22 protein-coding genes and 1 pseudogene are annotated in these 21104 nt (G+C 45.0%); 4 read left to right on the top strand and 19 right to left on the bottom strand.

Annotated features, from left to right (window positions below; genetic code table 11):
• Positions 1 to 70: 70 nt before the first annotated feature.
• Together rnc and QUA03_RS07330 are read right to left on the bottom strand one after the other, a co-directional pair.
• Positions 71 to 784, bottom strand: a complete 714-nt coding sequence (gene rnc, locus QUA03_RS07335) for a ribonuclease III (RefSeq protein ID WP_333210884.1) — start codon at positions 782 to 784, stop codon at positions 71 to 73.
• 146 nt (positions 785 to 930) lie between these two features.
• The gene (locus QUA03_RS07330; RefSeq protein WP_333210882.1) at positions 931 to 1440 is read right to left on the bottom strand and encodes an NYN domain-containing protein; all 510 of its coding nucleotides are present in this window, start codon (positions 1438 to 1440) and stop codon (positions 931 to 933) included.
• Positions 1441 to 2028: 588 nt separating this feature from the next.
• Between QUA03_RS07330 and QUA03_RS07325 the strand changes: the two genes are divergently transcribed.
• The 3 genes from QUA03_RS07325 to QUA03_RS07315 all read left to right on the top strand — a co-directional run bounded on the left by QUA03_RS07325 (position 2029) and on the right by QUA03_RS07315 (position 3241).
• Positions 2029 to 2388, top strand: coding sequence for a hypothetical protein (locus QUA03_RS07325; RefSeq protein WP_333172864.1), 360 nt, complete (start codon positions 2029 to 2031; stop codon positions 2386 to 2388).
• 74 nt (positions 2389 to 2462) lie between these two features.
• Complete coding sequence (locus QUA03_RS07320) at positions 2463 to 2717, top strand: hypothetical protein (protein WP_333210880.1); 255 nt, start codon at positions 2463 to 2465, stop codon at positions 2715 to 2717.
• A 380-nt stretch (positions 2718 to 3097) separates the two neighbouring features.
• Positions 3098 to 3241: a chlorophyll a/b-binding protein gene (locus QUA03_RS07315; protein WP_333082210.1), complete on the top strand. Its 144-nt coding sequence runs from the start codon at positions 3098 to 3100 to the stop codon at positions 3239 to 3241.
• Positions 3242 to 3433: 192 nt separating this feature from the next.
• Here QUA03_RS07315 and QUA03_RS07310 read toward each other — a convergent pair whose 3' ends face one another.
• From QUA03_RS07310 to QUA03_RS07275, 8 genes are all read right to left on the bottom strand, one after another.
• Positions 3434 to 3646, bottom strand: a complete 213-nt coding sequence (locus tag QUA03_RS07310) for a hypothetical protein (protein ID WP_333210878.1) — start codon at positions 3644 to 3646, stop codon at positions 3434 to 3436.
• Between the two features lie 106 nt (positions 3647 to 3752).
• Positions 3753 to 3971, bottom strand: a complete 219-nt coding sequence (locus tag QUA03_RS07305) for a hypothetical protein (RefSeq protein ID WP_190655558.1) — start codon at positions 3969 to 3971, stop codon at positions 3753 to 3755.
• A gap of 471 nt (positions 3972 to 4442) precedes the next feature.
• A complete protein-coding gene (locus tag QUA03_RS07300) occupies positions 4443 to 4835 on the bottom strand; it encodes a response regulator (protein WP_333104178.1) in 393 nt (130 codons plus the stop codon).
• Between the two features lie 171 nt (positions 4836 to 5006).
• A complete protein-coding gene (locus QUA03_RS07295) occupies positions 5007 to 5183 on the bottom strand; it encodes a hypothetical protein (RefSeq protein ID WP_333210877.1) in 177 nt (58 codons plus the stop codon).
• A gap of 11 nt (positions 5184 to 5194) precedes the next feature.
• Positions 5195 to 7777, bottom strand: a complete 2583-nt coding sequence (locus QUA03_RS07290) for a PAS domain S-box protein (RefSeq protein WP_333210875.1) — start codon at positions 7775 to 7777, stop codon at positions 5195 to 5197.
• A gap of 361 nt (positions 7778 to 8138) precedes the next feature.
• Positions 8139 to 10385, bottom strand: a complete 2247-nt coding sequence (locus QUA03_RS07285) for a glycoside hydrolase (RefSeq protein WP_333210873.1) — start codon at positions 10383 to 10385, stop codon at positions 8139 to 8141.
• A 247-nt stretch (positions 10386 to 10632) separates the two neighbouring features.
• Positions 10633 to 10869 carry a NifU family protein gene (locus QUA03_RS07280; protein ID WP_006632519.1) on the bottom strand — a complete coding sequence of 79 codons (237 nt, stop codon included), beginning with the start codon at positions 10867 to 10869 and terminating at the stop codon, positions 10633 to 10635.
• Between the two features lie 281 nt (positions 10870 to 11150).
• Positions 11151 to 11801, bottom strand: a complete 651-nt coding sequence (locus QUA03_RS07275) for a DUF3386 domain-containing protein (protein ID WP_333210871.1) — start codon at positions 11799 to 11801, stop codon at positions 11151 to 11153.
• Between the two features lie 322 nt (positions 11802 to 12123).
• On the opposite strand from QUA03_RS07275, the gene QUA03_RS07270 reads away from it, so the two are divergent.
• Positions 12124 to 13662 carry a PAS domain S-box protein gene (locus QUA03_RS07270; RefSeq protein ID WP_333210869.1) on the top strand — a complete coding sequence of 513 codons (1539 nt, stop codon included), beginning with the start codon at positions 12124 to 12126 and terminating at the stop codon, positions 13660 to 13662.
• A 407-nt stretch (positions 13663 to 14069) separates the two neighbouring features.
• Here QUA03_RS07270 and QUA03_RS07265 read toward each other — a convergent pair whose 3' ends face one another.
• The 9 genes and pseudogenes from QUA03_RS07265 to QUA03_RS07225 all read right to left on the bottom strand — a co-directional run bounded on the left by QUA03_RS07265 (position 14070) and on the right by QUA03_RS07225 (position 21022).
• Positions 14070 to 14879 carry a GAF domain-containing protein gene (locus QUA03_RS07265; RefSeq protein WP_333210867.1) on the bottom strand — a complete coding sequence of 270 codons (810 nt, stop codon included), beginning with the start codon at positions 14877 to 14879 and terminating at the stop codon, positions 14070 to 14072.
• Between the two features lie 358 nt (positions 14880 to 15237).
• Positions 15238 to 15447, bottom strand: coding sequence for a zinc ribbon domain-containing protein (locus tag QUA03_RS07260; protein ID WP_333210866.1), 210 nt, complete (start codon positions 15445 to 15447; stop codon positions 15238 to 15240).
• 95 nt (positions 15448 to 15542) lie between these two features.
• Positions 15543 to 15770, bottom strand: a complete 228-nt coding sequence (locus tag QUA03_RS07255) for a transposase (protein ID WP_333210865.1) — start codon at positions 15768 to 15770, stop codon at positions 15543 to 15545.
• 113 nt (positions 15771 to 15883) lie between these two features.
• Entirely contained in the window at positions 15884 to 16027 is a 144-nt protein-coding gene (locus QUA03_RS07250) for an ISAzo13-like element transposase-related protein (protein WP_333210982.1), read from the bottom strand.
• A 95-nt stretch (positions 16028 to 16122) separates the two neighbouring features.
• Entirely contained in the window at positions 16123 to 16458 is a 336-nt protein-coding gene (locus tag QUA03_RS07245; RefSeq protein WP_333210863.1) for an ISAzo13-like element transposase-related protein, read from the bottom strand.
• A 623-nt stretch (positions 16459 to 17081) separates the two neighbouring features.
• A pseudogene (locus tag QUA03_RS07240) lies at positions 17082 to 17483 on the bottom strand (IS4 family transposase); the annotation flags it as partial.
• A 180-nt stretch (positions 17484 to 17663) separates the two neighbouring features.
• Positions 17664 to 19052, bottom strand: a complete 1389-nt coding sequence (locus tag QUA03_RS07235; RefSeq protein ID WP_333210861.1) for a UDP-glucose/GDP-mannose dehydrogenase family protein — start codon at positions 19050 to 19052, stop codon at positions 17664 to 17666.
• Between the two features lie 153 nt (positions 19053 to 19205).
• Positions 19206 to 20144, bottom strand: coding sequence for a UDP-glucuronic acid decarboxylase family protein (locus QUA03_RS07230; protein WP_333038674.1), 939 nt, complete (start codon positions 20142 to 20144; stop codon positions 19206 to 19208).
• Positions 20145 to 20725: 581 nt separating this feature from the next.
• Positions 20726 to 21022 carry a helix-turn-helix domain-containing protein gene (locus tag QUA03_RS07225; RefSeq protein ID WP_333210860.1) on the bottom strand — a complete coding sequence of 99 codons (297 nt, stop codon included), beginning with the start codon at positions 21020 to 21022 and terminating at the stop codon, positions 20726 to 20728.
• Between the last annotated feature and the right edge of the window lie 82 nt (positions 21023 to 21104).

Here is a 21104-nt window from a genome sequence, read left to right as displayed (position 1 = left end):
CGTCTTCGAGGACTTCGCCAATGCCCGTATCGCACAAAAAAGTTAGTAGTTTTTACCGATGTTTTCAAATTTAGATCAATCCGCGTTTTTTCAGCTTTGCTAGTGCATCTTCTGCCGCATTTTTCTCAGCATCTTTTTTGCTTTTGCCTTTACCTTCTCCATAGAGTTTCTCTGCAACATAAACTTTAGCGAGAAATTCCGGCTTGTGGGGTGTGCCTCCTGCTTGGATAGTCACGTATTTGGGGGGAGTCGTGTCACCATTGGCCTGTACCCATTCTTGGAAGCGATTTTTCGAGTCTACAGTCGATCGAGTTTCCACTACATTTTCGGGAACAGAATCAAACATTTGTTGGACAAAGCTGCGAACTTTGTCCATGTCTTGCGTGTCGAGATAGTAAGCGCCAATAAATGCTTCAAAAGTGCTACTGAGCAAATTTGGATTAGTAATCCCACCTTCTCGATAAGCTCCTTTTCCGAGCCGCATTTTTAAGTCTAAACCTATTTCAGTAGCAAATCTGGCTAATTGTTTTTCATCTACTAATGCAGAACGCCGGCGAGTCAGTTGGTCTTCTCCCATTTCTGGATGACGCTGATAGAGATATTCGCCGCTGAGAAAAGTCAGCAAAGCATCGCCGAGAAATTCTAAGCGTTCGTTGTCTTCTTCGCGGAATGTGGGGTTTTCGTTGACGTAGGAACGATGGGTTAGTGCTTGGCGCAGCAGTTTTTCATTGTTGAATTCGGGAATGGTCATTTGTATTTCTTTTGTTGGGTTAGTTAATTGCATGGGAGTTTTGTAAGGGTTATTGTTTGTGGACTTTGGTGTTATTATGTGGACATGAAAGAGCCGCAAATAGCGGTAGGTTGGGAGAATCTAGTTTATCAAATAAACTAGATTTTTGCTATCTGCGGCGAGGTAAATTTCAGGGACATTTAGGCTGCTAGTTTGTAGCTTTCAAGCAACTTCGGTAATTCATCCAGAAAGTAGAATTCATTGGCGAGCCTTTCCAGATTCTTATTTTCACTATCTCGTCGAGCCACGATTATCACCTTTTTACCCTTGTCTTGCAGCTTAGGAATCAAGATTTCGTTATAGCCGTCTCCAGACCCAATGATAAATGTATGTGAATATGGACTAATTGCTGCTTCACCAGAACAGTCGAACAACAAACTAAAGTCAGCAGCATTTCTGATTGTCTGATATACATTAACACATTCCCAGCCAAGATTAACTAAGGTTCTTTTTTTTTCTTGATAAACCTTGTGGTCTTTTTCCCAATAGTCGTAAGCTTTTCTGTTGACTACATATCCCAATGAATTTCCCAAAAGTAAGAAGTTGTTTGCTAGCTTTTTATCTGGGATGTTCTGATGATCCCAATAAATGGAAACTAAAGGCTGAGACTGGCTTTTTTGTTGGCCTGTGGTTCGATGATTGTCTGTCATTGAATCGTTCCTAAAAAAGGGTGAGCAGACAGCATCAATAAATTACCCATCTAGCACGAAGTATTGTTTTTGGGTTCGCTCAAAAATGAGCTCGCCCATTTAACAAATGGCTCTAGTAAGAAACTATGAATTTAGTTTGTAGTTGTTTGGTTAGCGTCTCAGCGATACGATGTGTAAACTTCGGCTAGGGGTTCTAAAAACCCGTTGATATACACATTTAAACAAATGTTGTGCCAGCCGAAATAAACCCATCATCCTCGCTGAGACGACTTAACCAACACTCCTTGCTTTTGAATGAGGGTGTTTATCTCAGCTATACTACTTTGATGCTTGCACATTAATTCTAAAATGTCAATGGGTAATCTGATTTATTTTTTGAGCTTGATTTTATGAACGGGACTTATGCGATCCGACAAAAGAAACCGGGTTTTTTATCGAATCTGCGGGATGCAGCGAAGTATTTTCGCAAAAAAACCCGGTTTCTGGCTACTTGTGGGTAAGTCTCAATTCTCAGCTATAGTCTATTAGGGGAAATTTTACACCAAATGGGATGATACCATAATCCTAAAACAGTGTAATTTTTACCCTATGTTGCGAACTTGCAGAACGTCGCGACGCGACAAATGGTTTAGCTGGCTGAGTGAGTCAATGGAAGCTTGGGATTTTTGCCGTCGGTGGTTCCACGCCACACAAGAAGAAGAAAAAGCCAGAGGCTACAAAGCGCGTTGCAACCTGCTTCTGGTAAAGGTTTTAGGCGTTAATATTGATGCCGTCAAGCGGTGGGGGCCGAGTTTTGAAAAAATGCCAGACCACCACAAGCGTACCTTGTCATACGCTGACACGCTGCGAGAGATGATAGAGGTTGCTGGCAAAAATGAAGATTTTTTGGAGGAGGTACTAGAACGAATCAAAAACAAATCTAAGAAAATAGGGGAATATTTACACTGAATTGGTGGCGTCAAGCGGGCTGGGTGTTGTATTTTTTGGATGTAGCACTCAACTAGCAAAAGCCTTTAATCACTGTGACACAGAGTTTTTTATCCAATTCCAGCAGCGACGCCATTCAACTTCCCGCGTCCCAGCTAACTCCCGACACAGCAAATCCTGAGAAAGAACCCCTCAAACATCTGCTGATAGGTTCTCCCCAAGCTGTCAGGAGTACAATTTACCTACTCCACGCGCGCGGGTACGCTGAGGTTGGTGTCTGGAGTCCCCTGCTACCAACTGCTAAAAGTGGTGAGGTGATGAGTATTTTTGTGAAATACCTTCGCATCTAATAGATTCAGATTGCATGGTGCCCCGGAATTATGCTGTGTGCGAAACAATTAGGGTTTGCTCTTCCGGGGCAACCCAGGCGGAGTGTCACTAGATTTTTGCTATTTTATGTTAACTAAAAATTATTTTTCTGACATCCTTCGACCCACGCGCCCTGACCTCAGAAACCCGGTTTCTTCTTGTATTTTTCGTGGCTCGTCGCAAAATCTCGTAGAAACCGGGTTTCTCGCCTCCGATGCGATCGCCCGCGAGCCCATCTCCCTGCGGGATCATCCCGCTGATCTCCGGCATTTGAACAGTAAATGTAAAAATATTTTGCAAACTTTGTACTGCTGTGTTAAGTTTAGTTACATAAGGTTGAAATTAAACGAGGTTTCTGGTCATGGAAAACAAAAACGCAAAAGTTGGCTTCACTGAGTTTGCTGAAACCTGGAACGGCCGTTTGGCAATGTTGGGCTTCGTTATCGGCTTAGCTACCGAATTCCTCACCGGTCAAGGCATTCTCTCTCAAATCGGTTTGATGTAATCAGCTTAACTGCATACTAATAGCTGAAATTCAGGCGATCGACCCCATCACAAGTGCAAAAGCCCCCCGCTAATAAGTCCCCTTCACTTCACACGGAGGGGGCTTTTGCATTTTTAATCAAAAAATCCAACAAATGGCACAATCAAAAATCTTTTCCGTCTCAATATTTATCGCGAGACTAACTCCAGCAAACTAAGCAATTCCTACGGAATCCAAAATCCTCAATTTAGGAGTCAAAGCCGGATGTTTCACCAAACCGTCGCGTTTGTTAGTCCGCCCCCCCTTAAGTAAAATCATCTCCGACAGATCCGGCATTTCCTGCCAGCAGTGCGAGCAGAACCAATAAACGCGATTGTGGCGAGCGTGGCGGAGCAATTTAGAGGAGCAACAAGGGCAACTATTCATGATATTTTAAACCTTTTTTGAAGATATGGAGCGATAACCAAATCATTAGAGAGATTCACAAATGCCTGCACATCTCAATTCCAGGCACAAAAATAAAAAATCTCTTTCACTCACAGCTTTGAGCGTCGCGCAAGTAGCACTTTTGGAGGCCCAACAGTAACACCACAATCAAAAGCTGAACGCTCCAAGGAGCCCAAGAGAAACCCCAAATAAAACAACCCAACCCGGCCCAAGCCACAAGAACAAAAATATCTTGAGAGGTTTGCCAGTAAACCCAGACTGCTGCCAGAGAAACTATTAGTAGCAAAATGTAAGCTGAGGGCATAGTCGTCTTCTCCCAATGTGTCTGCCAACAGTCAGGAGCGATCCCTGACGTTCTGCTTAAACATAAAACTAAAACCTGAAGAACTTATGAAGACGAGTGAGTTGTTACAAAAAGTAAAATAATCCTGCTAGCTTATATTTTCCCGATACATCAGTAGGAATACTGTTCTCATGGCTGAGGCCGAATTCGGTTAAATGAACGCACTAGAAATAGGGACTTAGGCATCATCTATCTGTGTCAATTTCACCTCAAATATCGGCAGGGTTGAAACGCCTAAACGCCTTCGGGACTGCGGTTTTTAGTCTGAAGCTGACAGGACGATAGGCACGGCGCCTAAGTCGCTACATATATCCTGTCCGATCAACCGGATTTTCTCTAAGGAACCCTAGCAAAGAAACCAAGTTTTTTTAACTCTCTTTGCCTGCAAAACTACTGCTTGAAAAGCTGCACAATTCAATGCGGGCGATCGATCTATTCTTGCTCCCAGCCCAAAGCTTCAGCGACCTGAGCCGCCAAAAACATCGGTTCAAAAGGCTTAGCAATCACACTCACCACCCCCAAATCCGCGAACATCCGCCTGTCGCCAGCCAGAGCCTTAGCTGTCAATAAAATTACCGGAATGTGCTGCGTAGCCTTATTAGCTTGTAACTGTATAAAAGTAGTAGGCCCGTCTTGGTCGGGCATCATCACGTCCAATAGAATAGCATCAGGCTGTTCGGCAAGAGCCTTAGCAACACCCTCGCGGCCCGAACTCGCTGTCAGGACTTCCCAGCCCCCCACCAGTTCAAGACTGACTTGAGCTACTTCCCGAATATCTTCCGCATCGTCAATAACCAAGATGCGCTTGGCAGTCAAAATTAACATTTTTTTATGAATGAGAACTGATCATAGATTAGATGCGAAATGCGAATATTTTGTAAAGCAAATTATCTTACCCGATCGGACTTTACAGTAAATTTTCAAAACTGTATAGCAGATGTTGAAGGAAGAAGGAACAAGGAAGACCGAAGTTGCAATCGAGCTGCAGGATTTCAACTAAGAACATCCTAACCGTCTGGCGCGGTTGCTGTAAAATATCCCACCCAAAAACAGCCGCTTTTCGACCTCAAATTGTGCTTTTTGCCCCCAGTCCCCAAACTGCCGAAAAGGCTGAGATTGTTTGTCGATGACTCGATCGAACAATCTGCACAAAATCAGTAACTTTGGGTACACCTGCGTAGAAATTAACTTTCAGTTGCCAGCCCCTCCGTCAGAAGTGGCAGACTTAAGAAAAAAGTGCTGCCCTCCCCCACAACGCTCTCCACCCACATCCGCCCCCCGTGCTGCTGCACGATACTGCGACAAATAGCCAGCCCCAAACCAGTACCTCCCTTCTGGCGAGAATCAGAAGCATCAACTTGTTGAAAGCGTTCAAAAACCATCTCCAGCTTGTCTGGCGGAATACCCCGCCCTTGGTCTTTCACAGCAATCACGATGTACCACGAGCTGGGAACTGGCAAATGCGGAGGTGCCGCGGCAGGCTCAGGAGACAACAAAGATGCAGACGATACCGACTTGTGCGCTGCTTTTTCTGCCAAATCTCGATTGTGGGTTAACTCCCCGCTCAGCCAAACCGTAGCGCCGGAGGGAGAAAATTTAATAGCATTACTGAGTAAATTTGTCAATGCTTGAATGAGCCGATCGGGAACAGCTTGCAATTGCGCCCCCACAGGCTTCACCGACAGAGTAACTCCCGCCTGCTGAGCCATTCCCTGCATCTCGTCAGCCGCCTGCAACATCAGCTCAGCCACATTGCAAGTTTGTTTGATAGCAGTGCTGTAACTTGACTCCATCCGCTCTAAATCTAGGATGTCGTTGACCAAGCGCACCAAACGGTCAGTGTTAGTGACAGCAATCTCCAGCATCCGCTTAGCTTTCTGGGGGTAAGCGTCAAGCAGGCCGCTGTTGAGGAGGCCCAGGGCACCGTGAATCGAGGTCATGGGCGTCCGCAGTTCGTGGCTGACAACAGAGATGAATTCATCTTTCATGCGCTCGACGGCAAGCCGCTCCGTGATATCTTTAAAAGTCACCACAGCTCCAATAATTTCGCCTTCTTCTCGCATCGGAGCGACAACGTACTCAACCGGAAAACTGCTGCCGTCTCGCCGCCAAAAAACCTCATCCGTGACGCGGCGCGCCTCTCCGTCTTCCAATGTGGCTAAAATTTGAGAACTTACCCTTTGAGAACTTACCCTCGGCGGCAGCCGTTTGTCCGCCTGCGGTGCGGCGCAGTGTGGGACAAGTTCAGAGCCTGAATAGATGTCTGTTGCAGGTGAGAGTTGCTCGATCGCCCTTGAGCATTCTTGCTGTGAACGGTGTAAACTTTCATAGAGTGGTCGATCGATCAATTGCTTCGATTCGCACCCAGCCATTCTCACCGCTGCAGGATTGACAAAAGTTACTTTTCCCTGTTTGTTCAACCCGCAAATTCCTTCTCCTGCGGAGAACAAAATCATTTCTGTTTGGTGGCGGAGTTGTTCAAAGGCTTTTTCGACTCGCTTGCTGTCGCTGATGTCGCGAGCGATTGTCGAAACCCCCGTTACCGCTCCAGTCGCGTCTTTAATCGGAGAAATCGTCAGGGACACATCTATCTGTTGACCATCTTTCCGCAAGTGTACGGTTTCGTAATGGTCGATGGTGGCTCCAGCCCTAATATTTTCCAAAATTTGGGGCATTTCCTTGGGGCGTTCGGGTATGGCTAAAATCTCGATCGACTGCCCCTTGATTTCCGCAGCACAGTAGCCATAAATCTTCTCTGCTCCTGCGTTCCAGCTCTGAATTGTCCCGGCGAGGGTTTTGCCGACGATGCCGTCGTCGGAAGACTCGACAATCGACGCCAAGCGCACGAGTTCGTCTCTAGTTTGCTTGTGTTCGGTAATGTCGCGACCCAAAATCACTATACTTTTGCGTCTGCCGTCGGGGTGAAATACGGGTACTTTAATCACGTCGTAGATTTTCACAGTACCGTTTGAGCGGAGAATCACTTCTTCTCCCCTAGAAAGCTCACCTTTTTCCCACGCTTCTTGATCACTCACCTCGCACGCCTGTAGCGCCTCGCGGTAAAAAATGCTGAGTTCTCCTAGCTGAGAATCTTTAAGACCACGGTAGTCTATTTGTTCTAGCTCGAACACTTCCAATATCGCTTGATTTGCCTCCTGCCACCTGCCCTCGCCATCTTTGAAACAGACAATATCTGGCATGGCATTCATCAGCAAGTCGAGATAGGAGTTTTCTCGCAGTGCAGTTTCTACCTCCGCCCGCTTGGCGATTTCCCGTTGCAGGTTTTCGTTTGCCGTTTGCAGCGAGTCCTTTAACAAACTTTCTGTAAAATTCCGTTCTTTAATTACTTCTTGAAGTCTGTGGAGTTCTACCGACAGTCGCCTTCGGGCCAACAAATTCTCTACCCGCAAGTGCAGTTGGGTGGGTTCGACAGGACTTACTATCACATCGTCTATTCTGCGTTCGAGTTGTTTGATCTGCTGCGAAAATAGCTGCTCAGCAAGAGCAGGCGTTTGGGATTTACTAACCAGCAAGAACGGTAAAAATATCGGCTCGGCGGCTGTTTTTAATGATTCTACCAGCGGCCCGATGCGATCGAAATTTGCCTCGTCAAGAATGCACAAGTCAAAAGCGATTTGGGGAATGGGAAATTCGGAGTTGGGATCTAAAGCGCGATCGAGTACGATCACCTCATGCTCGGTGTTGAGGTGGGCGATCGGCAAATTAAGTTGTTGGTGGCGATCGACCCAGAGTAAAATGCGGCTCATTAGTTTGTTAATTTCCCCATGACTAATGATATGATGTCCGGTAAATTAACCATTATATGTTTGGTAGTCAGGACCTAAGTCCTCTTTTCTAGGAGGCAATGAAGCCTTCACTACAACAAATTTTATAGCCTTAGATAGACCGGACGCGATCGAAGTTATTAAGGCATTAAGTAGCCAGAGTTGAAGCCCCAATTTAATATAATTTGATAATTATTTAATTGTTTGTTGGTTCAAAAAATGACTAAGGACTAAGGACTAATTCAGGGGGCGGGTTTATATTTATTTGGGTTGGCAGTTCTATGAAAGCTGGTGCAACCCGCCCCTACAGCCTAATGACTAATGACTAAGGACTAATGACTTTTTACGGCATTCCGATCGGAATCAAAGCATCTTCCGGCATACAGCTAGAGTAACGACTTCCTTCCGATAAAACCGCAATTAGCCTCACCTGCCAGTCGGGCATAATCTGCAAATCCGCCCAGGGCACTGCTACCTCCAAACATTTATCCACTCCCACTTGAGCGCGGCTAATGCGGGGCTGCCACTGATCGCCCTCTTCTGCTTCCTGAAACCAAATCGATTTCGTCAGCAAATTAATCTCTAACTGATGGTGGTATCTATAGTTTAGCGGTGCTTCGTCAGGCAAACCTGACAGCGGGATCAGACTGTTGTTCATCGTGCGATCGGGATAAAACCAGAACAGATTTAATTGCTGCGGGCAATCAATTCCCGGCCGCACGCCTACCTTGAAGTCGGCGCGAATGTAAAAATTCAAGTGGTCAACCCCGTACCAAAGCCGCTGAATTGCCGAACTCCGGTGCATCGTACCCCTTGCTCCCCCAACTTCAATCCGACCGGCTTTGTCCCAATCCTGTTCGTTGCCGATACCGTCAATCACCGGGTGAATAAAGCTCAGCGGCAGGTGGTCGCCTTGAACCTCGTGCACCTCTACTTGTCGCCGCACTTCCGGGGGTACGGGCTCGCCGAGAGCTTCGTAAATTGTCGCTACGTGTTCGCGGAATAGCTGGTCGAACATGGCATCTTGGTTCGACGTGTGGCCTTCGCCAAACCACCAGAACCAGTCGGAACCTTCAGCCGCATAAAGCGCTTCCCAAGCTTCTGGGTTGGTTTCTTCTGTGGCTTCTGGATGGTTTGCCAGCATTTGTCTGGCGGGCCCTAATATGTCCCAAGCACGATTTTTCGCGGGATCGCCGATCCAAGTTGTGAGGGAACCGTCCACCCAGGAACCGGTGTGCAGTTGGGCTGCGGGAATTGTTTCGGTTGCTGGGAATTTGTCGAGAAATTCTGAGACGGTGACTAATTTGATATCGGGATTATCGCTGAGAGTTTGATAGAGGGATTCTAAGAAGGGTTTGCCGTCTTGGGGATAGAATTCCCAGCAATTTTCGCCGTCTAGGGCGATCGTCACTAACCAGGGATTTTCTAAAGCGGTTTGACCGTCGGGTTGTCGGTGTTTGAGAGTTCTGCCGATCGCTTCTAAGTGTCCCACTAAATCTGATGCTGCTTTTTCCGGTTCCATCGAACCGTAAGTAAACCCGATCAAGTCGGACAATCTGTGGTCTCTAAATACTATAGCTAAATCGCCGTCAGGAGTTTCTAAACGGTAAGGGCGATATAAGAATTCTGGTTCGTAGACATTCCCTGTCGCGTCGCGGTGGAAAAAGTGTTTAATTGTCCACCCCAATACAGCTTCGTCCGAGACTATCCATTTAAAGCCTTGTTTGGCAATGTAGGGCAAAATTTCCGGGCTAACTGCTTGTTCCGACGGCCACAAACCGCGCGGTTGGCAATCAAACCGGTCTTGATACATTTCCCAGGCTTTTCTCAGGTGTCGGGGAATATCTTCTGCCCACTGAAACCGGTGTTGTGGCAGCGTCATGTTTGGAATAGCTATGCGGCCGCCATTAGTGTCGGCAAGCAGCGGTAAAATCGGGTGCGTGTAGGGGGTTGTGGAGACTTCCAACTGTCCCTCAGCTTGCATTTTACGGTGCTGGGGAATGATGCGAGCGAGGATTTCTTTTTGTTTTGAGTAGATGTTTTTTCTGTCTACCAAACTAAAATTTTGTCCTTGTTTCAGCCACGCTGCAATCTCCGGGTCGTCCCAAAACAGCGGGTCAATCCAAGCTAAATTATGCCAGGCCAGCAAGTCGCTAAAATCCTGCAATTTCCAGTTTCCCAAACACCACTGAATGCCTTTTTCCTGCCGCTGAGTGTAGAGTTGAGCGTAGCGGGGGTGCGGCTGAATAAGAGTGTGGTAATTGGCGTCAAAAAAGTGTTCTAAAATGAACTCTTTTTCTGGGAGGGTTAAAATTTCTGCTGACTTTAATGTCACCGTCAAGTAAGGGTCTAATGCTTTGTCGGCGATGCAGTCTTCTATCTGCAAAATCAAGGAGGGAACCAAGTTTACGGTTTGATGAAGCTTGGGATATTTTGCCAGGAGGAGCACTAAATCCAAGTAGTCTTTGACTCCGTGCAAGCGCACCCAAGGCAGTCGGTACTGAGCTGCTCCTGGGCTAGCTGATACTCTGGATTTGTAGAGCGGTTGGTGTTGGTGCCAAATGAAGGCTACATAAAGGGGATGAGACATTGAATTTAGTAATTGGTAATTGGTAATTGGTAATTAAATTTGGTAATTGGTAATTAAATTTGGTAATTGGTAATTGGCAATTAAATTTGGTAATTGGAAACAGTCAACAGTCAACTGGTAATTGGTAACAGTCAACTGTTAACATCCAACTGCCAACTGTCAACGGTCAACTGGTAATTGGTAACAGTCAAAGTCAACTGTCAACTGTCAACCGTCAACTGCCAACTACCAATTGCCAACTGACTAATTACATTACCTGTTCGACTTCGGCAATTTCTGGGATAGCCTCGCGCAGGCGACGTTCAATGCCCATCCTCAGAGTCATTGTGGAACTCGGGCAAGAGCCACAAGCTCCTTGCAGTCTCAGGTGTACCACTGGGCCGTCAATTTCTACGAGTTCGACGTTGCCACCGTCCGATATCAGGTAGGGGCGCATTTCATCGAGAACTGTTTCGACGTTATCTCTGGTTAGTGCTAGTGTCATATTTCGCCTCTGTGATGATTTCTTGCAGTTGATGAAAGTTCGATTTGACTCAAGGGCAGCATTCTCAACCCGCGCGGGATTTAAGAAACCGGGTTTTTTGATAAAAGACTTAGGCACTCAGGTGAGCCCGCGGCAGGAAACCCGGTTTCTGTCACGCTGATGCTCGATCCCAATTAGCTCTCTTGTTCGATCGTAGCGTTACTTGTCGCCAAATCAAGTTGATTCTGATACGTTAACTAAAAAAAACCCGTTTTATTTAAGAAATCGGGTTTTTGAAGCCGCTACACTATTGCTGGTTCTAGCAGTTTGACATTGGAGTAGTTGAACTCGGTTGTTGTCAGTTGACCTTTTTCTTTGGCTCGAACTACTTGCTTGGTCATGACATAATAGTCGCCTATCTTCTCAAAGGTATCTTCAAATTCGAGTTCTTTGATGATTTCGTCGGTTTGAGGGTTGCGGAAAACGGCATCGTAGTGGCTGGCCAAAGAACCTTCGGGTGTCTCTAAGCTTTTGTGCGTGTCAATTACGAAAGCCATGCGGCCCATCACCCGGCTGACTTGACAAATTGAGAGACCTCGGATTTTATAATTCGATCCCATTGAGTCGCCTTGCACCAAGATGTCCACAGCGTCGGTGCTGTCTTTCTCGCCCAGGGTGAAGCTATTTTTGCCGTGAGATTTTTCAAATGTCGAGCGTTTGCGGTGGGTGACAATATCGCGCATTTGGGTGTAGACGCTTTGCTGCACTTCCTCATCTTCAATGCCGCTGACTTCCACGCTCATGTCGGGTTTGATGGAAACATGACCCGTATATACTTCGTCGCCCTGTTTGAGTTCAATATCGGCACTATAACCGGGAAAATTGGCATCCCAGGTATAGCGGTGTTCGTAAGCAGCGCGAAACAAATCGCGAGCGTTGGCTTGCTCTGTCATAAATCCCTCTTTCTCTTGACACCCATCTAGTTTAGCTTAACCGCGAGAAGCCCCACATTCACTGGGTAGGGGAGTTACCCGCACTCCTGGCGATCGCGCTTCTTGGGGGTGCTGCTGGGCTGGCAATTAGGGCGCAACAAGAATTTACTTTCTCTATCGGTTGCTATGATTTGAAGATAAAGTCCCAAAATGCCTGGTTATTGAGAGCGCGATGGGTCGATCGCCAGACACCAGTCTTAGTTATGGGTTATGTTGAAAAAACTTGTGTCCGCTTTTTAGGGGTTGCACCCGCAGGTAACTATTAGATTCCCCCCTTAATAAAATGCTAGAAACTGTCTACAAATACTTAGAAACATTGCAGGAACAAGCTAGGGAATTGCCACACCCTCAACAGGCAATTTTTACAAAACTTTTGGAAGATTTATCAAATTCTCTACAGGAAATGGCAGGCAGCCGCTTGTTTGAAAGCGCCACAAATAACGCGGCAAAGCTGGTTGAAATTGAAAAAAATAATCGCCTCTTGGAACGCACTGTAGCCCAGCAAGTAGGGCAGATTAGACAGCTACGGGAGCAGTTGGAAAAACAAATCAGCCAGCATCGCAGGGACAATCAAGCATTAACTAAAAGTGAAGCAAAACTGCAAGGTATGCTCCGTAATTCTCCGGATCTAATTAGCATTATTGGCTCCGACGGACGAGTTCGATACCACAGCGGATCTCTACAGCGGCTTTTGGGTTACAATCCCGAAGAAAGAATTGGCAAATTTCACGGCGAGTTAATCCATCCAGACGATTTGCTGGCTTGGCAGACGTATTTTGGTAAGTTGTTAGAATCTCCGGGAATTGGAGGGGTAATCGAATATCGGAAACGCCACGCTGACGGTTCTTGGATCTACATGGAGTCGATAGGTAACAGTTTGCTTTACGATTCTAGCGTGCAGGGAATTATAATTAATTCGCGGGAAATAGGGGAACGGAAGCAAGCCGAAATTGCAGTCCGAGAGTCGGAACTCCACTACAGAGTTATGTCGCAAATTACTTCGGATTTTGCCTATTCTTTTAAGGGGCAGCCCGACGGCAAGTTCGCCTGCGAGTGGGCGACAGAAGCTTTTGAGCGCTGCACCGGTTGCGTTCCTGAAGAATTAGAATCGTTTGGTTGGTGGAACTCTGAACTCGTTCATCCCGACGACAGGGAAATGCTAATTAAACAGTTAGAAGGCTGTACTTTCAGCCGCACTGGAGCTAATGAGTATCGCATTATTAATCAAAAAGGCGAGGTGCGCTGGGTGCGGGACTACTGGCAAGTGGTGTGGGACAAAACTGCTGAACGGGTTGTCCGTTTGTGGGGTGCTTGTCAGGAAATTACCGATCGCAAGCAAGTAGAATTGAAACTGCAACTCGTTAACCAAGTTTTGCAAGCCCAGATAGCATCGGCGCCGCTGGCGATTAACTGTACCAGCAATGACGGCAATACCGTTGTTTGGAACCGCGCCGCCGAACAACTTTTTGGCTGGACTGCAGTTGAGGTTTTAGGGAAACCTTTACCGAATATTCCTGAAGGCCAAAAGCAAGATTTTTACGCGCTGCTAAAGTCTGCGTCTAATGGCAAACCGCAAAACGGTTTGGAAATATCTTTGTTGAAAAAAGATGGTAGTTCGATCGATGTTTGGCTTTGGGCCGCACGTGTGCGAGATGCGGGCGGCCAGACTGTCGGCAGTATCAACATATTTTCTAGTCTTTCAGAACGCAAGCGCATAGAGGAAGAGCGCCAAAAACTAGCAGCGATGAAAGATATGGAGGAACCTTTTTGGGCGCGCTATGTCAGCCCTCCAAAAACTCCGAAAAAAAAGGGCGGCGGGTAATTCTATCAAGCACAAGTTAAAAGCATTAAAAGTGCAAAAGTGTAATCTTATGCTTGCAATATCCTTTCCGGTAAAATAACCTATTTGATGTGAGTCGTGCGAGCGGACATAATATGATAAATACACCGCGCTAAGCTGTTGTGCATTTAAATAGGGTGTGAGGATTTGGTGAAAGGGAACAGGAAACTGGAAACGGGGAACAGACAATATGTAATTTAAATGCTCGACAGCTTACTACGTGTAGTAGTTGCTATGCTGTACTTTGTAAAACTATAATTCCCTAAAAATAATTGATGAACCACCTATCGAATTTATTGAGGGAATCTATCGATAAATTGTCAGGTTTTTCCTGTGTAAAACTTGTGTAAACGTAAATATTAGACTTGTTAAATACGCCACTATAAGGTTTACTGATGCCCCGATTTTTCCTGACTCCTGAAAGTGGCTAACTCTGCGTGAGTTTGGCAAGCTTCACTTAACTCAATGTAATCTAAGATATTGGAAATTACCTGAGAAAGATGGATAGCCGAACGGTGAGCTTCTTGGATAAAATCTCTCTCCTCTATGGGATCGTCAGCTTGGTCGTCTATGGTTAGTTGTAGATAGCCGATGATGTGATTTAGGGGAGTGCGGAGCTCGTGGGACGCTTTCAACAAAAATTGCTTTTTGAGCTGGGATAGTCCTTGTACTCGCTTGGTGCGCTCTTGGTAGAGGGTAGCAAGGGCGATCGCACTTCCTACTTGCTCGGCAAGTTCTTGTGCGAATTCGATCTGGGATTGAGTCCAAGGTCGATCGGTCTTACCCTTTCCCGACGATCGACCTTTGCACTGATGCAAGCTAATTATGCCATTAGGTTGCTCTTGGTAAGCGGTAGCCACCACTAGCAGCGACTGCGGCCCAAAAGAGTCATTGGCTGCAAAGGAGTCTACTACCACCGGTTCGAGGGTGGCTAGAGCTTGAAGGAAGTGAGGTGCTGCTGTGAGCGAGATTTCCATTCCCAGCATGGGTAAAAATGGTTCTTGGCAGTATTCAGCAGCTACTTTGACTTGCAGGCTAGAACTTTCATAGGGACAAAGGATACAGCGGCTGACGCCTAGTGTTTCTCCCAGACTGTTAACTGTTTGCTGCCAGATGGTATTGAGATCCAAGGTGCGACGAATATTTCTGCCAATTTGGAGTAAAAGCTTTTGCGATTGAGCTGATATTTGCTGATTCATAGCAACCCTTTTTCTACTAGACTGGCAAAAGTTTACCACTCCGGCAACAGAGCAGGGAGTTACTGAATTTGCCAGCCTGCCGCTGTCCGACTTATTGATTACGTAATTCTACTTAAATATTGCCACAGACCGTCAAACATTACTAAGTATTTGCGGTGTCTTTACAACATCTTTATGATTTTCACATAGAACGGAGAGCGTCCTGTTTTCGTGAACTACCCAGCGCTGACATAAAGGTACAGCGTGAGCTTCTGACTTCAACGGGGATTGCGTCAACTTGGACTTGCGTCCCAGTCTCGGGCTCAAATCCCCTCCTCTACTCAGCAGTCCTGCTTTCCAAGACTGATAGCATTCTGAGTCATTCTGCTCTAATATTTGCTGAAGCGTTGCCATCTCTATCGTGATGGATACCACAACTAGGACAAGTCCATGCCCTAACATCTAATGGCATTTCACTCACCTGATAGTGGCAGTTTGAACAGAGTTTCGAGCTAGAGAAGCATCGGTCAATCTTTACCAACACTTTACCTTCACGGTCTAGTTTGTACTGCAAGAAATTGACAACCATCCTCCAACATACATCAGAAATTGCTCTCTTCTAGTTTGTGGTTACGAACCATGCCCTTTGTGTTGAGACTTTCGACTACGATGACTTGGTTATCGTCAACAAGCTTTCAATGGTAGCTTATGTAAGTAGTCTTGACGAACATTGTTAATTTGTTCGTGAACCCTAGCAACCAGTTTCCTGGCTTTATTTCTATACTTGCTTCTTTTCTCCTTTCTGGCTAGTTTTTGCTGCTTTTTTTTCAGGTTGCGTTCATGTTTTGCTAAGAAATGAAAAATTAATAACTTGATTGATGAGTGAGTTGAGGTACGGCTCGATAATTCCATTTGGGTAAATATTCATCAAAAACAATTTTCATGTTTTTTTGAAATCATCAGTCACCTTTCGACCAATTTTATATATTTTATCTGCCACATTTACAACTACAGATAGACCATCGTTAGTTAGTGTGAGTTTTTTCCATGAGACTCTTGACTAAATCGAGACTTGTAAAAAATACTCCTTGACCAGCTCTGGTAATATGAGGGAAGAGTCGATGTTTAATGGGATTATATTTAGATATATAGGGATGATAATGAGCAATTTCAAGCTCAATTCCGGTTTTATCTACTAACTTTGTAAATTTTGTTTAAAGATATAATGATTAGCATTATTTCTGCCACCACCATCACACTTAGCTCAAATCGAATTGGGATTAGGATAGGTAGCTTTTCCATAATTGTTCCACCAGTGTTTGATGGATTCACAACCAAATTCACTGGTCTCCTTACTGTTACCGAATGTTACATAACCTCGTTTTTTTTGGCAATCGTAAATTCCATGTGGAATCACTTTCCCGCAACCTAAACTCCAAAAAACATGGTCTAAAGTAATGACAGGTTCGGTTGTATAAAGAGTACCGGAACGATACAAATTACCTAAAACTTCTTTCTTTTTGGTATCAAAACTAATAATGGAATTGCCTGCTTCATCTATACTGTGTGTCGAGCATGGCAATATTGTAAAATTGAGCATTACGATTTTTATTAGTTCCTATTGTTTGCTTTTTTTGTGCTTGTTGCTTGACATATCCATGCTTTTTTAAGAGTTTATTTACTAGGGAATACTGATAATAAATCCGACCGACTTAAGTCCCTAAGCTATTTCTTTATGTGTTAAATTAGTCCCTTAAATTAACTCATTCATTGGGTCTCCGGCTCTCGCAAATTTTAAAACTTATAAAAATGGGGCATCAATTCCGATTTGGCTAGAAAAAATATTTTTTTCTACCACCGTCAGAATTTCTAATTCTTGAATTATTGACTGTCTCTATCTGTTGCTCCATTTTTTTAAAATTTTCAATTCCATGAACCACGGTATTTCGACTACATCCCCAAAGTCTTATTATATAGCTAATTCAACCCCAATTTTTAATCCTCAATCCCTAAATACCTTCTTTTATCCTTCTCTGATAAAGAGTTATAAAACTTCTTCATTTTAGACTCAATTGAACTCGAATAAAACATGGGTTTAAAGGTAAAATAGTGTACGGTAATAAAAAAACTGTTGCAAGTTGCTCTGGTGTTTTGGTAAACTCAGCGATCTAGCCTTGTTCTTGATTATATCTAATAATTCATCAAGTTATTGATTTTTCATTCCAAAGCATGATTGCCCCAAATTATAGTGACTATGATTAGATTCCGGTCTCGCCATTGAGTTCTTTCGAGAGCAACGGCTACATATTTTTTAGTTGAGAATGTTAATTCTGAACGGTTTCTCCGTTGCGCTCTATTAAATCTTTGCTCTCTAAATTCAGACTTTAAAGCCACTTTGATTATAGGAAACCATAGCAACTTGGCCGAGAGCTGGGGGAGCTTAAGAAATCGCTGGAGACTTCGGACGCGACTATTGTATTGAATCGGTTGTGGAAAGATGTTAGCCAATCTTGATAATCTGACTTGTCGATGGCTTTGAAGCATTAGAACTAAGAGTTCTAAGGTGAGTGCTTGACTCTCGCTCAAGTGGATTCGTAATAACTTTTGGTATAATGTCTTTAGTATTTTTTGTGGGGTGGCTCCCAAGGCCACTCGCTTTTTTACGACTTCTCCATTATCTCAAACAATTGCCCCGTCTGGGTTTTCCCTTGGTTGTCACCCTCTCAGCCTGAATTCTTACCTAACGGATAAGTTGCGATCGCTATCCTCAAGATATAATCGCGATCACAACTTCACGCTCATTCTTTACCTTCCAATCCCCACATATTGGAAACCAGCCGCTTCTAAAACCTTCTTGTCTAAGAAATTGCGACCATCAATCATCACCGGATGATTCATCAACTTTGCCATTTTCTCGTAATCTAAATTACGAAACTGTTCCCAGTCAGTCACTAACACCAAAGCATCGCAACCGTCTGCCAACCTTTCCGGGTCAGTTTCTACCAAAACTCCCGACAAACCGTGACGCATCCCCGTTTGAGAAACAATCGGATCGTAAGCTTTAACTTTCGCTCCCAATCGGTTCAGACTCTCGATTAAATTCAGCGCCGGAGCATCTCGCAAATCGTCAGTATCCGGCTTGAAAGTTAAACCCAAAAGTCCGACGGTTTTACCTTTGAGAATCTTCAAAACTTGTTGCAACTTTTCAATAGCAATCAACCGCTGGCGTTCGTTAACTTCCACTGCCGCTTTCAGCAAATGCGCCTCGTAACCGTAATCCTCAGCCGTGTGAACTAAAGCCGAGACATCTTTGGGGAAACAAGAACCGCCCCAACCAATGCCAGCTTGGAGAAACTTGTTGCCAATCCGTGAATCTAAGCCGATACCTCGGGCAACTTGACTAACATCTGCACCGACGCGATCGCAAATATTAGCAACTTCATTAATAAAGCTAATCTTCGTAGCTAAAAAAGCATTAGCTGCGTACTTAATCATCTCCGCTGAACTGATATCCGTCATCACCACAGGGACCTCCGGCAAAGACGGATTTTCTGCAAACTTGCGATCGACAATCGGCCGATATAACTGTAGCATCATATCCATAGCGCGCTGAGAGTTGCTGCCAAGAACAATGCGATCGGGATTAAAAGTATCGAAAACAGCACAGCCCTCCCGCAAAAACTCCGGGTTGCTAACCACATCAAATTGAACACCTGTTTTTGCTGCGACTTCCTCACCAGTAGCGCCCTCACCACTTTGAGGTTTTTGACGTTCTGCTAAACCGTCTAGTACAATTCTTCGCACCCAATCCCCCGAACCGATGGGCACTGTCGATTTGTTTACGATTACTTTGTAATCGCCGTCGAGGTGAGCTCCAATGCCACGAGCAACCGCTTCCACGTAGCGAGTATCGCTTTCCCCAGTAGGCAATGGAGGCGTCCCCACTGCAATAAACAAAATATCCCCGTGGGACACTCCTGCTGCTAAATCCGAAGTAAATTCTAGATTGCCAGACGCAGATGCAGAAGACATTAATTCAGACAGTCCAGGTTCAAAAATAGGCGACTGTCCAGACTTCATTAATTTAACTTTTTCTTCGTTGTTGTCTACGCAAATCACGTGGTGGCCGATGTGGGCCAAACAAGTGCCGGTGACTAAGCCAACATATCCTGTACCGATGACGCAAACCTGCATAGAAATCTCCTCAAAGCTAGTAAATAAATCAGGTAGGAATTGGGAATTGGGAATGGGGAATTAGGAATTGGGAATTGGGAATTAGGAATTGGGAATTGGGAATTGGGAATTGGGAATTAGGAAATTTTTTTCCATCCCTCACTCTCCCAGTCTCTACTTTTGGTTTCCCTCGATGCGATCGCGAAAATCCTTTATAGTCAACTCTAAACCTTGATCCAGCGGCACAGTTGGCTCCCACCCCAACCAATTTTTAGCACGAGTAATATCCGGTTGTCGCTGTTTTGGATCATCTTCCGGCAGCGGTTTAAAGATAATTTCTGCCCCTGGATTAATCGTGTTTTGAATTTTTTGTGCCAGTTCCAATATAGTGTATTCGCCGGGATTCCCCAAATTCATCGGCCCGATTTGGTCGCTATTCATCAAACGAATAAATCCTTCTACCAAATCAGAAACGTAGCAGAAACTCCGTGTTTGGGAACCGTCGCCGTATACTGTCAGCGGTTGATTCCGCAAAGCTTGAGCAATAAAATTGCTCACTACTCTGCCGTCATTTTCCAACATCCGGGGGCCGTAGGTATTGAAGATTCGCACAACTCGAATGTCTACTCCATTTTGACGGTGGTAATCAAAAGATAAGGTTTCAGCTACTCGCTTCCCTTCGTCATAACAACTGCGAATTCCTATACAATTAACGTTGCCGCGATAATCTTCTGTTTGCGGGTGGACATCAGGATCTCCGTACACTTCGGAAGTGGAAGCGAGAAAAAATCTTGCTTTTACCCGTTTTGCCAATCCCAACATATTCATCGTGCCGATGACGTTTGTTTTAATTGTCTTGACAGGGTTGTACTGATAGTGTATCGGGGAAGCGGGACAGGCCAGATGGTAAATCTGATCTACCTCTAACCGAATCGGTTCCGTGATGTCGTGGCGGATCAGCTCAAAATACGGGTTGTCCAGCCATTTGAGGATATTGCGTTTAGTCCCGGTGTAAAAATTATCCAGGCAGACTACCTCGTGTCCTTGGGCCATTAAGCGATCGATTAGGTGGGAACCGAGGAAACCCGCACCGCCTGTGACTAAAATTCTCATTGTGGAAACTGCCGTTCTGTTTAGGGGTAGGACTGGGGTACAAAAATTCAGTCGCTAGAATGAAACTTTCTAATAGAATAACAAAATTGCGATCGACAATGTAAAGACTTATGCGTCTCTTTCATCAAATCTTTAATTAACTTAGCACTTTGTTCAAATACTTTGAACAAAGTGCTATAATTCGCAAATGTCCGTAGCAATTTTTATTTAAGCTTTAATATTTCCGAAAAAACACTCTTGACATTAGTTCTGTTATTTGTTAGTAGTTATTGGTTATTTGATGACTTCGGTCTGAGGTTGGGTGATGCCCTAGGGGATAGCTGCGCTTCACGGGCTTATTTGAAAAAACGAGGGTCGATTTATCTGAAAAGCAATATGAGAGAAATTATGTCTATCTAAAACATGAGGTAATAATTTCAGGAAAACTGTAGTTTTACTTGAACCGTTAGGGCCGCCAATAATGTAAATATTTGGCATTATAGTAATATTAATTTTACAGCTTGTCTCTTAGCCCCCCTCGGCTGGGACGAGAGTTTGTGTAGGATTGGTTTCAACGGCCGAATACTCAAAGGGATAACTAACTATCCCTTCCCTCCCCATGACATCTCAACCCAGCGGCGGAATAGTTCGACAGTAATACTGTAGCAACCATCACTTTCTTGAACCACATCGTGGCGTTCGAGAGTTTTTAGTGCTTCCTGTAAACTTGTCTCATCCATCCCTGTTTCTTGACTCAGCCTGTCGAGATTCATTCCTTCTAAGTGAGGTGCTAAGGCTTTTAAAATCTCCTGTTGTCCCGATGCGCCTTGCGTTGCTTGACCCCAAACTCCTGTAAAATAGTAGCGACCTCTGCTGAAGAATTCCGGGTCATTGATCACAGTTGGTTAGAGTCGATAGGGGCGTTGCCACCCCTACCTCTCCTTCAGAACGGAACGTGAAACTTTCGCTTCATTCCGCTCC

This window comes from Microcoleus sp. S36b_A4, assembly GCF_036700645.1.
Classification (GTDB): Bacteria; Cyanobacteriota; Cyanobacteriia; order Cyanobacteriales; family Microcoleaceae; genus Microcoleus.
This window is presented reverse-complemented; position numbering and strand designations above follow the sequence as displayed.